The following is a 12850-nucleotide window of genomic DNA, read 5'->3' on the forward strand; positions in this document are numbered from 1 at the left end:
TCGTATTCGACGGGCGGTTTCAGCCCGAGACGGTGCATAAGCCGGCTGGTGTTGTACCAGTGAACCCAGTCGGCGGTGAGGTACTCGACATCATGCACCGAGCGCAGCGGCCCGACCCGGAACGGCGAGTCCTTCCGGACCTTCTCAGTCTTGTACAGCCCAATTATTTTCTCCGCCAACGCATTATCGTAAGCATCCCTGACCGTGCCGATCGACGGCTTCATCCCGGCAAGCATGATCGCCTCCCCGCAGTGCGCCGAGGTGTATTGCGACCCGGCATCGGAGTGATGGATCGTCGACCCCACCAGCGGGCGGCCTTCCCGGGCCCGCACCGCGGCGGCCTGGCGGATCGCCGACTCGACGAACCACGGGCGCTTGGTCATCGAGCACGCCCAGCCCAGGATCCGCCCGGCGTAGGCGTCGACGACGAACGCGGTATAATCAAACACCCCGATGACCAGGCGAACGTAGGTGAAATCGGCAACCAGCAGCCGATTCGGGGCGTCCACGGCGAAGGTGCGGTCCACCAGGTCCGGTGCCCGTGTCGCCGCGGGGTCGGCGACGGTGGTGCGGACCTTTGTGACCCGCCGCACCCCCTGCCAGCCGTTGGCCCGCATCAGCCGCTCCACGGTGCATTTGGCCACCGGGATGCCCTGTCGTTGCAGGTGAGCCCACATCTTGGCCGCGCCGTAGAGCGACTCGGGCTTGCGGCGACCCTCGGCATCGGGCTCGTAGTAGCCGGCCAGGATCTCGGTGACCGTCATGTCCCACAGTGCGCGTTTCGATGGTGGGCGAGCCTGCCAGGCGTAGAAGGTTCTCGGGGCGATCTTGCAGCCGTGCTCGCTCAGCACGCGGCAGATCGGAGCGACCCCGAACCGAGCACGATGCTCGGCGATGAACTCACAGATCAGCGGTGTCGCGGGTCGCTCTCCCGCGCGAAGAAACTTGTTGCGGCCTTGAGTATTTCGATGGTTTGCTCAAGCTCATCCCCAGCCGTGCGGAAATGGCCCGCATCGCCGCCCACTCGGTGTCGTACTCGTCGCGGTGCTCCCGGACCAGCCGGACCGCCTTGGCCTTCGTGTCCTGGTCGTACTTCGTTGGCATCGTGCCATCCTTCCCTCAAAAGAAGGTGTGCACGAAACCCGGGAGGCTTCACTACGCCAGCTCGCCAACCGTCTCGTCGGCATCCTGCATGGCTGCCTCAAAACCCGCACCAACTATGACGAGGCAACAGCATGGCCCCAACCCAAAGACGCAGGTCAACCACAAAATGACCCAACTCAACAAAATGCCGCTTGACAAACCAATTCATGGGATGTCTCACAAAAACTACCGGTGTTGCCCCAAGGGAGGAGCGCAGATGCGCTTGTCGTCGATATCCGCGATCGAGATTCTCGACTCCCGCGGGCGGCCCACTTTATCGGTGTGGGCAACCCTTCCAGACGGCACAACGGCGCGTTCGGGAGTACCGTCCGGAGCGTCGACCGGCAGCCGCGAGGCGGTAGAGCTGCGCGACGGGGACCCCGAGCGCTACGGCGGCCAGGGTGTGCGCCGAGCTGTCGACAACGTCAACGGTCCGATCGCCGACGCTGTCGTCGGTCACTCGTTTGGCTCGCTGGATCAGGTCGACCAGACATTGCAAGAGTTGGACGGAACCGCCGACAAATCCCGCCTGGGCGCCAACGCGATTGTCGGCGTATCGATGGCCGCGGCGCAGGCGTTCGCGCGAGAGCGCCGGCAACCGTTGTGGCAGTGGCTGGCGCGGACCGATGTGACTCCCCGGCTGCCGGTTCCACATTTCAACGTGGTCAACGGTGGTGTCCATGCTCTGAATGACCTCGACTTTCAGGAGTTCATGATCGCCCCCGTCGGTGCGCCGTCGCTGCCGGAGGCGGTGCGTGCCGGCGCCGAGGTGTACCGGAGACTGAGGTCGGCACTGGCCGACCGCGGGCTGTCCACCGGGCTGGGCGACGAGGGCGGATTCGCACCCGAAATCGACTCCCCGGAAGACGTTTTGACCCTGCTTACCCAGGCCATCACCGACGCCGGTTATGCTCTCGGCCGCACCGGTGTCGCTATTGCGCTGGATCCTGCGGCCAGTGGATTTCACCGCGATGGTCGTTACCTGGTGGGCGGTGAATCGCTGAGCAGCGACGAGCTGATCGACCGCTACGCGAACATCGTCGACAAATTCCCGGTGTGGAGTATCGAGGACGGCATGGGCGAGCAAGACAGTACCGGCTGGCAAAAGCTGACTGCAGAGCTCGGTGATCGCGTGCAGCTGGTTGGCGACGACAACTTCGTCACCAATCCCGAGCTGATCGCCTCCGCGGTGCGCGCCGGCATCGCCAACGCCGCCCTGATCAAGGTCAACCAGATCGGCACCGTCTCGGAAACCCTCTCAGCGCTCGCGGTCTGTCGCGAATCAGGCTACGCCACCATGATTTCGCACCGCTCCGGCGAGACTGACGACACGTTCATCGCCGATCTTGCGGTGAGCTCGGGGTGCGGTCAACTTAAATCGGGTGCGCCCGCCCGGGGAGAACGCGTCGCCAAGTACAACCGCCTCCTCGAAATCGCTGCCACCGCAGCGGGACTGTCGTTCGGACTGCCCGATCGCTGACGGACGGTCAGGACGATGTGGCGATCACGACGGCGAGCACGGCGAGCACGGCAATGAGCATGTATGCTATATACACATCCAGCCGGCCCGACTGCAGCCTTCGCGCCGATCGCGCTATGGACAGCACGCCGGCGGCCGCCGGCCGGTAAAAGTATCGCTCGACAAGGTCGACGACGGCCACACGATAGGTCAGCCCCATCTGCGCGATACCGCGACCGATGGGTTGATCCGCCGTATCAACCAGTTCGGTATGGGTTAACAGCACCGTGGCAAGCACCCTGCGGACCGGATTCGCATAGGCGAATGAGGTGTAGCCGACCCCGCGGTCGACGCCCGGGGACGCCGAGGACCATGGCACCACCCGACGGGTTCGGAATGGGTTTCGCCCGGCGAACAGCGCCGCGAACATCGCGATGACCGCCGCCACCGCCGGCAGCACGACCCACAACCAGGTCGGTGACAGCGCCGAGAAACCGGCGAACACCGGCTGCAGCACCCACGGCGCGGCGTTGGCTCCTGCCGACTGATCCCCCACGATCGGGGCCAGGCCGCTACCGATCAGCCGCACCTGCAGCGGTGCGAAAGCTGCTACTCCCAGGCAGCCGATCACCAACACTGCCACGCCGAGGCGATACGGCCACTGGCGGTCCACCCGGACACGGTCGGAATCCATCGGCGGCTGGCCGATTCGGGTCGGGCCGAACGCGGTGAGCGCGACGACGCGGACGAACGTCACGCCGGCGATACCGATCGTCAGAGCGACCAATGCTCCGCTGGCCGCGGTGGACAGCTGCAGCGCCAGTGAGGACACCCGAAACTGCTGCATCAGGGATTCCAGCGTGAACCACTCCGAGGCGAAACCGGCGGTCAACGGCAGGCCCGCCAAGGTCAGCGACCCGATTACCAGAGCGGTTCCGGACCAGGGCAGACGACGCGCTACGCCGCCGAGCCGGTCCAGATCGGTGGTGCCGGTTGCCTGTTCAATGGTCGAGGTGGCAGCGAACAACGTCGTCTTGCCCAGTGCATGCGCCATCACCTGGGCAGTGCCGGCAACCAGCCCGGCGGCCATCAACTTCGGTTCGCCCGCAACCGCACCCATCAGCGCTACCCCGAAACCCGCGGTGATCAGACCCGCGTTCTCCACGCTCGACCACGAGATCAGCGCGGCCAGATCGGGATTGACCGCGGCATGGGCGATGCCCAGGATCGCCGTGACTCCCCCGATGATCAGCACGACACAGGCCAACCACACCGGCGGCGCGCCCAGGATGTCCAATGTCCGCCACAATCCGTAGAACCCCACATTGACCGCCACGCCGGCCATCACCGCCCGAGACGGTCCGGGCGCGACGGCATAACCGCGGGGCAACCAGATGTGCGCGGGCACGATGCCGACCTTGATCCCGAATCCCAGCAGCAACAACGCGTAGGCGGCCTGACCGGCCGCGCTGTGCGAATCCATCCCGTGCGCGGTGAACACAAAACTATGGGTACGGCTCGCCAACAGCAACGCGCCCAGCAACAGTGCTCCACCGCTGGCCTTGCCGAACACCACCGTCATCACCGCGCCACCGGCCCTGCCGGGCAGATCGCGGTCGTAGCCGGACAGCAGATAGAACGCGACAGTCAACGTCTCCCAGCCGAAGAGCAGCACAAAGAAGTTGTCGGCGGTGACGACCGTCGCGACAGCGGCCAGTGCGATCGCGACCGCGGCGGGTAGTCGCGGGCGGCTCAGGTTGGCCGGCGCCGCCGCGGCGCCCAAAACGGGAATAGCCACCCCGAACGAGATGATCAGGAACAGCCCGGACAGCGCGTCCACACTCAGGCTGGCCGGGCCGAGGCCGGCCAGCCCACCCAGCGCCACCCGCTGGCAACGACCGGCCAGGCCGAACCCGCCGGCGATCGTGAATACCACCGCAGCAGCTATATTGGCGGTCCAGGCGCAACTGCTCAACAGTGTTTGTGCCCGCGGGATGACTCCCGCACACCAGCCGATGACCAAAGCCGCAGCGGTAAGCCCAAGACCGGCGACGATCATGATGGGTTTCCTGCTGCGCGGGCAGCAACCTTGCCCAGTGCCAACAAGATCCCGTGCAACACGCTGAACGGGGAGGCCGGCGCGCCCGGCACCCAGACGTCGACGGGAACCAGGTCCGAGACGCCGGTACCGCCGATATAGCCACCGCCGAGGACTCCGCCGCTGATGGCATCGGTGCCGACGGCGATCACGATGGTCGGCGCCGGCATCGCATCGAGAGTGCGGCGCAACGGCTCGGCCATTCCGGCCACCCCGATACCGGTCACCAGCAGGATGTCGGCGTGCCGCGGGCTGGCGGTGAAGAAGACACCCAGCCGGTGGATGTCGTAGACCGGGTTCGTCAGCGCCTGGATCTCCCACTCGTCGCTGCCGTTGGACCCGGCGTCAACATGACGCAGATGCACCGACCGCCGCAGCCGTCGCACCCGGTGCGCCAAACTCGCACGCACCTGCGCCAACGCCTCGTCGGTTTCTTCAACCTCGCCCACCACCAAGGCTGACCGCGTCAATTCGGCAGTAGCGCAGCCTCGTTCCCACGCGAACTGTTCAGGGAGCAGGCGAACACAGCGCCCGCACACGATGCAACGTCCGCGATCCAGGCGGACCTTCGGGTCAACCGAGATCGCGTCGGTGGGGCATGCCGCGGCCGCTGCGACGACGTCGTCATGCGCCGCCGAGTGGGTGCCACGGGTCACCCGCACCGCCGCGGGGAATTCGTCGAAGTACCCGTCTGCGTCCCTCGGCCAGCGAGTCGTGACCACCCCGTTGCGCAGTCCCTTGAACACCCATGGCATCTACATCGCCACCCCTGCGTAGCACAAACCGAAACTCGCTTCGATGAAAGGAAAGTCGGTGAAGATGTCGCCGCCGAACACGTCGTGGAAGAGCAGCATGTTATGGAAGGAAGCGGTGCGGGCAAAACACCGCACGATCGTCCCGCCGCGAACCTCCAAACCGTAGAGCACCTCCCCCTGCGGTGACTCCGACCAACCCAGGGCGAAACCGTCGACAGTGCGAACCGGCGTGTTAATAGCCGTATCGGATAAAGCCGCCACTCGGTCGCAGGCACGAGCGATCAGATCGCCGGCGATGTCGATTTCGCTCCACCGCACCCGCAGTCGCGCCAGTGCATCGCCACGCTCCTCGACTGCGGCCCCGTCGACCGGCGGTAACTCGGTGTAACCGTCATAGGCGCGTCGCCGGGCATCGTCATCGCACCCCGAGCCGCGGCCCACCGGGCCGAGCGCGCCATGCGCAGCGGCCAGCGCGGGGTCGAGGTGTCCGGTTCCCCGCAGCCGATCCAGGAAGGAGGCGTCCACCATCAACGCATCCCGGTCGACGCGGATCCGGTGCAGGATCGCGCCGGCTTGCTCGGATATCGTCGCCGGTCGCAATCGAGGTTCGGCGTTGATGCCGCCGGGACACACGACTGATCGGCCAAATCTGTTGCCGCACAATGCTGAAACTAACCGCAGCACAGATTCTTTGTGCCAGCCGAATCGGGCGGTGGGAATGGCAAGCCCGGAAGCGTCGCAGAGTCGCATCACCACGTCGAGGTGGTTGGCGATGCGTTCCAGTTCGGCGTGGATGACCCGTACCATTCGGGCGCGCGGCGGTGGGCTGATATCGGCAAGCGTCTCGACGGCGTGCGCGAAAGCAAGCGCATGAGCGATCGAGGCGACGCCTTCCACGCGTTCGGCGACCAGGATCCCGTCTGCCACTGCCAGCGTCTCGAACCGCTTTTCGATGCCGCGATGCTTGTAGTGGGGCCGGATGTTCAGGTGCGGGATGTCCTCGCCCGGCGTTTCGATCAGGAATTCGATCGACTCGAACACTCCGGAGCGCACCGGCCCGAGCGGCAGGGTGAAGATTCCACCACCGCTGACGTCCACGGGTCCGCGCTGCTCGGAGGCGCGAGAGTGGACGTGCCGATCCAGCTTGGCCTGCTCGGCATGTCCGGGCCGCGGCGAGGGTTGTCCCGGTTCGAGCGGCAGCAGCAGCGGATCCAGCCGCGGATGCCCGATCGGCACCACACCCGACAAGTCGTGCAGCACGCGTTCGTACCAAAACGCGGCCGGCACATCGGGCGTCAGCGCTGGGTAGGACAGCGATCCGGCGACGTCCATTGCCACCGCGGTCCGTAGGCAACTGACCGAGTCAGCACCAACCAGCAACGCGTGTAATTGGACCGCATCCTCGCGATCCGTGCCGTATAGACCCGCGAACCGCTCACCCGCCCCGACCCGATCGACGACCTGGGTGCGCCACTCATCCAGCGACAGGTCCACGACGTTCGTGGCTGGCACGCCACTCACGGCACACCCGCCATCAGCTCGGCGGCACCTGCGTTCAGCAGATCGACCAGCTCGGCCGGGGGTGCCAGCAGGACAAGCAGGACGAGAACTCCGAGGACAACCGGTGCCACCATCCAGCGGCTGGGTTCTCCGCGGCCCAACGGCGGCTGGTCGTCGGTCGGCAGCATCGGCTGCGGCTGGAACAAAATCCGTGTCGTCGCCCAGGCCAGGCCCATGAAAGCCAAGTTCACCAGGATGACGAGGATGACCGTGGCCGCATTGCGGGCCTGGGCGAAGCCGCCCGAGACGATCTGAAACTCGCTGCGGAACAGGCCGAACGGCGGCATCGCCGACAAGGCGAATACCGCGACCAAAAACATGGGGCCCGACCATGGCAGCAGCCGGATGCCCTGCGCCATCCGGTCGAGCTCCTTGGTGCCGAACTTACGCACCAACACACCGGCACCCATGAACGCGTTACCCTTCGCCGCGGCGTGCGCCAGAACATGCAGCAGCACTCCGGTCAACGCGATCGGGGCGCCGAAGCTGACGCCGATCGCGATGATGCCCATGTGCTCGATGCTGGAATAGGCCAGCAGCCGCTTGATGTCGCGTTGTTCGAGCAGATACAACGCGGCCAGCAACAACGACAGCACCCCGAATACCAGCAACACGGTCTGGGGGAACCGCGGCCCCAACGTGGCGACGGCGATTTGGTAGTAGCGCAGGATCGCATAAAAGCTCACTGCCAACAACGAGCCCGACAAAAGGGCCGATACCGGTGTGGGTGCTTCGGCGTGAGCGTCGGGCAGCCAGGTATGCACCGGAAAAAGGCCGACCTTGGCGCCGAATCCCACCACCGCCAGGACAAACGCCAGACGCACCGGGGTGGCCGGCAGCTGCCCGCCGGCGGCGATCAGCGGTTGGAATGCCAGGTCATAGGAGTCACCCAGGACGCGCTCGCCCGAGTAGTACGTGAAGATGGTGGCCAGTAAAGCGATCCCGAGACCCGACGACGCGATCAGCACATACTTCCACGCCGCCTCGTTTGCCCCCTCGGTGTTGTCCAGCGCCACCAGCAACGCCGAGACAACGGTGGTGATCTCGATCGCGATCCACAACAGGGCTAGATCGTTGACCAGCGGCGCACAGATCAGCGCCCAGGCAAAGGTGTTCAGGCCCAGAAAGAACCGGGTGCTGTGGCGGGCGAACAACGCCTGCTCTTCGGCAGCTGCCAACCGCACGGCGCGGGCCTCGTCGCGCAGGTAGCCGACCGAATAGATCCCGACGACCGCGTAGAGAAAACAGGTTGCCAACAAGAAGACAACGGAAAGCGCGTCGGCACGCAGGTAGCGCACCGCCGTGAGCGTGTGATCGGCACTCGCGGGCACCAGAGTCGCCGCCAGCACGAACGCAACAATGCCGGTCAACGCAGTCACCGCGGCGCGGACACCATGCGGCGCAACCGCACACACCAGCAGGGTCAGCAGCGGCACCACGACAAGCAGCACCATCACCACGGACATCGGTTATCCCCTGAGCCGGTCAAGCATCGCGGTGGACAGTGACCGTGTCCGTCGGTGATGGGTGCGCATCAACAGTCCGAACACCACAACGGCCACCAGCAGATCGAACAAAAACGCCACCTCGAGGATGAGTGGCATGCCTGCGGCGACCACGATACTGGCCACCGAAGCGCCGTTTTCCAGCGAGAAGAATCCGATCGCCTGGCTGACGACGTCTTGGCGAACGATCATCAAGACGAACGCAACCAGCACGACGGCAATCGACAGGCTCAGTGCGGCAGTGGGCAACACATCGGAGTGGATGCCGAGCACACCGACGGCGAAAAACCCGAATGCGCCGATGCCAATCGCGACCAGCACAGCGCTTGTCGCCCCGACGACACCGCTTCCGGCGATCTCATCGGGGGCCTCCCGCAGCAGCCCGAACACCAGCAGCGGCACAACGACCACTTTGAGCAAAAACGACAGCAGAGCCAGGCCATACAACTCGGAGACATGATGGTGGAACGCCACGACGGCAACCAGCACACTGACCGCCAGCGACTGCGTGGCGTACAGACGTATCTGCCCCCGCAGCAGCGACTGACGCAACATGCCGAACTCCAGCAACAGCACGATCAACGCCACGGAGTTCGCGACTCCGCCGTAGACGGTGGGCACAAACTGGTTCTCCGCAAGCGCCATCAGCCCCCCCGAGATAAAGCGTGAACACCGCCAGGATCGCGAGCAGCAACGCGGCTGAGACGAACTCGGTGATTTTGAAGAGCCGTAACTTGGCGTAACTGTTGTCGATGACGGCGATGACGCATCCCAGCAAGGCCGCCTTGCCCAAAATTGCCGGGATAGCCAATCCAACCTCGAGGGGTGAGGCACTCCCGGCCATCCCCCATGGAGCGACGAAGACGTTGAGCAGGATGACGTACAACACAAGCTGTTTGGCCGCCGACCCCCAGTGCAGCAGGGCCAGGTCAGGTCCGGAATATTCGAAGTCGCGGCCGCTTTCGATCATCCCGAGCTCGATGGTGCCGGTGTGCGTCTCGACCGGTATCCGTCCGGTTTCATACAAGATCACCATGAACAGCGCCGCCGAGGCGAGCAGGTGTGCGGGCCGCACGATCTGATCGGGGCCGCTTCGGACCGTAGCCGCTAACGCGTAGGGCAGGTCTGTGGTCGTGATCATCGCCACGGTGAAAAACACCAGCAGCATGACGGGCTCGGTGATCGCCGCGAATGTCTTGGCACGGCTGGACGCTAATTGCGCATAGGAGTCGCCGGTTTCGGCCGCGCCGACCGCCACCAGGAAACTGGCGAACGCCAGAATCAGTCCCCCACCAAGGATGTCCCCCATGTATCCCAGGGGCAGCGGATAGTCGGTGAGCACCGGGATCAGCATCGGGACGGTCAGGTAGCAGGCGAACGACACGACCGGCGCGAGACGGAAAATTGGGCCGGCGCCGTTGGGCGTCAGCGACTCCTTGCCGAACAGCTTGGTCAAGTCGAAGTACGGCTGCATGATCCGCGGCCCGCGACGGCCCTGCAACCGGGCCTCGAACCAGGCGATGAAGCCGCTGACGCCGGGAGCGCCACCGGCCACGGTGAGCACCTGCAATGCCTGGATCAACGGCAGCGGCAGAGCTGTCATCAATCACCGGGCTCCGGCCACCGCACGGGTGACGGCAAATCGTTGTGCGATGTGATGGTGCTGCTGTCCCGGGGCTGGTCCACGATACCTGCGACTCCTTAGGCTTCGCAGGCGCCATCAGTCGGATGACGGTTCGGAGTAGGACTTCCCGGCGGGCACCATCGCCGCCATCAGTAAACCAACGCGAATTCCGGTTCGCAAGCGGAATTCCGGTGTGGCCGGTCGGCGACGCATCGCCTAGGCTGACCGCAGACGCATTGCCGCCAGGCTGGTGGTTCGCTACGAACCTTCGGTGAGGAGGTCGCATGGCCCTCGTCGTCGGATATGATCCCCATCCCGCGAGCCGGGCTGCGCTGGTATTCGCCGGTGAACTTGCCGGCGCCCTGAACGTGCCGGTGCACGTCGTCCACGTGGTTGACGGACCGGATACGCCAGCGGAACTGGAACGTCAGCGCGTGGCAGATGCTCTCGGCGGGCCGGACCTGCAATGGAGCTACCACCGGATAACCGGTGACCCGGCGAAGGTATTGGTCAAGGCTGCCGACGAGCATTCGGCAATGATGCTCGTGGTGGGCCGGCCCGAGCAGGGTGTCGAGGCGACCCTCGGGCATCTGGTGGCCGGCTCCGTCGCACGAAACGTGTTACGCCACAGTCGCTGTCCTGTGCTGGTGGTCCCCGAATACGGTGGCGGCCCGCGATGACGCCAAGCGTCACCCGCGTCTACCTTGCGCGGCACGGCCAGACCGCGCTCAACGCCGACGGGCGGCTGCGCGGATTGAGCGACCCGCCCTTGGATGACGTCGGCGTCGCCGAAGTCGCCCGGCTTGCCGACACTCTCGCCGGCAAGGGGCCGACGGCGGTGATCAGCAGCCCGCTGCGGCGGGCGGTCGCCACCGCAGAGGCAATCGGAGCAGCAGCGCACATTCCGGTCACCGTCGATGTCCGGCTCACCGACCGCGACTACGGGCCGGTGACCGGAGAGAAGCGCGACGAGGTCGAACAACGTTATGGCAGCGTCGATTCCGCACCGGGCGTCGAACCGCTCACCGCGGTCGCCGAGCGTGCCCGGCGGGCGTTTTTCGAGCTGGTGGCCGAATCGGCGCCAGGCCCCGTCGTCCTGGTGTCGCACGACGCCTTCAATCGAGCCCTGCTGAAGGAATTGGATCCCTCACTGGAGCAGATCGGCCAACGCACCGCCTGCTGGAATCAGCTGAGCCTGGTCGACGGCACCTGGCGGGTAGACGTCTACGACCAGAAGGCCGAGGCGGATCAGCCCGACTGAGCCCGGCCGGTGAATCGTTGCCGGGCCGAGACATCACTTCGGCGAAACGAAACTGTGGTGCATCCGCGGTGCGCGGGTATCGAGATCTCCAAGCGTGACGCGAAGGTGTGTGTGCGGGTCCAGGGAGTCGGCAAGAGGCGCACCGCGTCGACGGTGACGACGTGGGGTGCGGTGACCAACCAGATCCTGGCCCTGCGCGAGCACCTGCTCGAGCAGAAGATCACCTGTGTGGTGATGGAGGCCACCAGCGATTATTGGCGACCGTTTTACTACCTGCTCGAAGAGCATTTCGAGGTGATGCTGGTCAATGCCCGTGACGTTAAGAATGTGCCCGGACGCAAGAGCGATGTGTCCGATGCCGCCTGGCTTGCAGATCTGGGCGCCCATGGGCTGGTGCGGGCCTCGTTCGTGCCGCCGGAGCCGATCCGGGTGCTGCGTGATCTGACCCGCGCCCGCACAGTGATCACCCAGGAGCGCACCCGGGAGATCCACCGCCTCGAGAAGCTGCTCGAAGACGCCGGGATAAAACTGTCCTCGGTGGCCACCGACATCACCGGCGTGTCGGGGCGGTTGATGTTAGCGGCTCTCATCGACGGACGCGACGATCCCGCGGTGATCGCCGATCTGGCGAAACGTCGGTTGCGGTCGAAGATCCCGGCGCTGACCGAGGCCCTCAACGGACACTTCAGCGCGCACCACGCGTTCATGGCCCGACTGTTTCTTGATCGGATCGACGCCCACACCGCCGATATCGAACGGCTCTCGACCCGCATCGACGAGGCGATGGAACCTTTTCAGGCGGCCCGGGAGCTGCTGTGCAGCATCCCGGGCATCTCGACGACCATCGCTGAGGTGTTCGTGGCCGAAACCGGCGCCGAGATGAGCGAGTTCCCCACGGCCGGGCATCTGGCCTCCTGGGCAGGCACCGCACCAGGCAAGAACGAGTCCGCCGGCCGGGTGAAATCGACTAAGACCCGCCCCAGAAATCGCTACCTCAAGGGCGCCCTGGGCATCGCGGCGCTGGCGGCGTCCCGTTCCAAGGGAACCTACTTCTCGGCGAAGTACAAGCGGATCGCCGCCCGTCGCGGCCCGATGAAAGCCCTCGTCGCCGTCGAACACGCCATGCTCGTCGCCGCCTGGAACATGCTGCGCAACGGTGAGTTCTACCGTGATCCCGGTGCCGACTACTTCACCCGCCGTGTGCCCGCCAAAACCAAGGCGCGTGCAATCGGACAACTCGAATCATTGGGCTACCGGGTCACCCTGCAACCCCTGGCTGACACCGCATAACCACACACGGGCTCACGAACCCCGTCGACAGCGCCGCCGGGTCACCCCTAACTGCGCTCACCGGCTTGTGGTCACCTCTATTTTCGTGTCAGCCCGACGGGGCTTAGCTGCCGAAGCCGCCGCCGGGGGAGGTCGTGGTCGCGGACGGTCGTGGG

Annotated in this window: 10 protein-coding genes, 1 pseudogene and 1 riboswitch; of the genes and pseudogenes, 4 read left to right on the top strand and 7 right to left on the bottom strand. The window is 65.4% G+C overall.

Going from position 1 to position 12850, the window contains the following annotated elements:
* A pseudogene (locus tag F6Q13_RS15575) lies at nucleotides 1-1104 on the bottom strand (IS3 family transposase); the annotation flags it as partial.
* Between the two features lie 256 nt (nucleotides 1105-1360).
* Here F6Q13_RS15575 and eno point away from each other — a divergent pair.
* Complete coding sequence (gene eno / locus F6Q13_RS15580; protein WP_293058299.1) at nucleotides 1361-2623, top strand: phosphopyruvate hydratase; 1263 nt, start codon at nucleotides 1361-1363, stop codon at nucleotides 2621-2623.
* A 7-nt stretch (nucleotides 2624-2630) separates the two neighbouring features.
* Here the strand turns inward: eno and F6Q13_RS15585 are convergent, their stop codons facing one another.
* The 6 genes from F6Q13_RS15585 to F6Q13_RS15610 are packed head-to-tail and all read right to left on the bottom strand — an operon-like array spanning nucleotide 2631 to nucleotide 10123.
* Nucleotides 2631-4661 carry a proton-conducting transporter membrane subunit gene (locus F6Q13_RS15585; protein ID WP_293058302.1) on the bottom strand — a complete coding sequence of 677 codons (2031 nt, stop codon included), beginning with the start codon at nucleotides 4659-4661 and terminating at the stop codon, nucleotides 2631-2633.
* Entirely contained in the window at nucleotides 4658-5455 is a 798-nt protein-coding gene (locus F6Q13_RS15590; RefSeq protein WP_293058305.1) for a ferredoxin, read from the bottom strand. Before F6Q13_RS15590 ends, F6Q13_RS15585 begins: the two co-directional genes overlap by 4 nt.
* Nucleotides 5456-6967 carry an NADH-quinone oxidoreductase subunit C gene (locus F6Q13_RS15595; protein ID WP_293058308.1) on the bottom strand — a complete coding sequence of 504 codons (1512 nt, stop codon included), beginning with the start codon at nucleotides 6965-6967 and terminating at the stop codon, nucleotides 5456-5458.
* Nucleotides 6968-6972: 5 nt separating this feature from the next.
* Nucleotides 6973-8481, bottom strand: coding sequence for a proton-conducting transporter membrane subunit (locus F6Q13_RS15600; protein ID WP_293058310.1), 1509 nt, complete (start codon nucleotides 8479-8481; stop codon nucleotides 6973-6975).
* 3 nt (nucleotides 8482-8484) lie between these two features.
* Nucleotides 8485-8922, bottom strand: coding sequence for a hypothetical protein (locus F6Q13_RS15605; protein WP_293058313.1), 438 nt, complete (start codon nucleotides 8920-8922; stop codon nucleotides 8485-8487).
* On the bottom strand, nucleotides 8879-10123 hold the full coding sequence (locus F6Q13_RS15610) for an NADH-quinone oxidoreductase subunit H (protein WP_293058316.1): 1245 nt from the start codon (nucleotides 10121-10123) through the stop codon (nucleotides 8879-8881). The genes F6Q13_RS15605 and F6Q13_RS15610 overlap by 44 nt, the downstream gene beginning before the upstream one ends.
* Nucleotides 10124-10224: 101 nt before the next feature.
* A riboswitch (Fluoride riboswitch) is annotated at nucleotides 10225-10298 on the bottom strand.
* A gap of 130 nt (nucleotides 10299-10428) precedes the next feature.
* On the opposite strand from F6Q13_RS15610, the gene F6Q13_RS15615 reads away from it, so the two are divergent.
* Genes F6Q13_RS15615 through F6Q13_RS15625 form a run of 3 tightly spaced genes read left to right on the top strand, consistent with a single transcriptional unit; the run spans nucleotide 10429 to nucleotide 12695 of the window.
* Nucleotides 10429-10824, top strand: coding sequence for a universal stress protein (locus tag F6Q13_RS15615; protein WP_293058319.1), 396 nt, complete (start codon nucleotides 10429-10431; stop codon nucleotides 10822-10824).
* Nucleotides 10821-11405, top strand: a complete 585-nt coding sequence (locus F6Q13_RS15620) for a histidine phosphatase family protein (RefSeq protein WP_293058322.1) — start codon at nucleotides 10821-10823, stop codon at nucleotides 11403-11405. Before F6Q13_RS15615 ends, F6Q13_RS15620 begins: the two co-directional genes overlap by 4 nt.
* 54 nt (nucleotides 11406-11459) lie before the next feature.
* A complete protein-coding gene (locus tag F6Q13_RS15625; RefSeq protein WP_293058325.1) occupies nucleotides 11460-12695 on the top strand; it encodes an IS110 family transposase in 1236 nt (411 codons plus the stop codon).
* Nucleotides 12696-12850 lie beyond the last annotated feature (155 nt).

It is taken from the genome of Mycobacterium sp. (assembly GCF_008709575.1).
Taxonomy (GTDB): Bacteria; Actinomycetota; Actinomycetes; order Mycobacteriales; family Mycobacteriaceae; genus Mycobacterium.

Coding starts and splice junctions, on each gene's coding strand:
- eno (WP_293058299.1), top strand. CDS start 1,361: ATGCGCTTGTCGTCGATATCCGCGATCGAGATTCTCGACTCCCGCGGG.
- F6Q13_RS15585 (WP_293058302.1), bottom strand. CDS start 4,661: ATGATCGTCGCCGGTCTTGGGCTTACCGCTGCGGCTTTGGTCATCGGC.
- F6Q13_RS15615 (WP_293058319.1), top strand. CDS start 10,429: ATGGCCCTCGTCGTCGGATATGATCCCCATCCCGCGAGCCGGGCTGCG.
- F6Q13_RS15620 (WP_293058322.1), top strand. CDS start 10,821: ATGACGCCAAGCGTCACCCGCGTCTACCTTGCGCGGCACGGCCAGACC.
- F6Q13_RS15610 (WP_293058316.1), bottom strand. CDS start 10,123: ATGACAGCTCTGCCGCTGCCGTTGATCCAGGCATTGCAGGTGCTCACC.
- F6Q13_RS15600 (WP_293058310.1), bottom strand. CDS start 8,481: ATGTCCGTGGTGATGGTGCTGCTTGTCGTGGTGCCGCTGCTGACCCTG.
- F6Q13_RS15590 (WP_293058305.1), bottom strand. CDS start 5,455: ATGCCATGGGTGTTCAAGGGACTGCGCAACGGGGTGGTCACGACTCGC.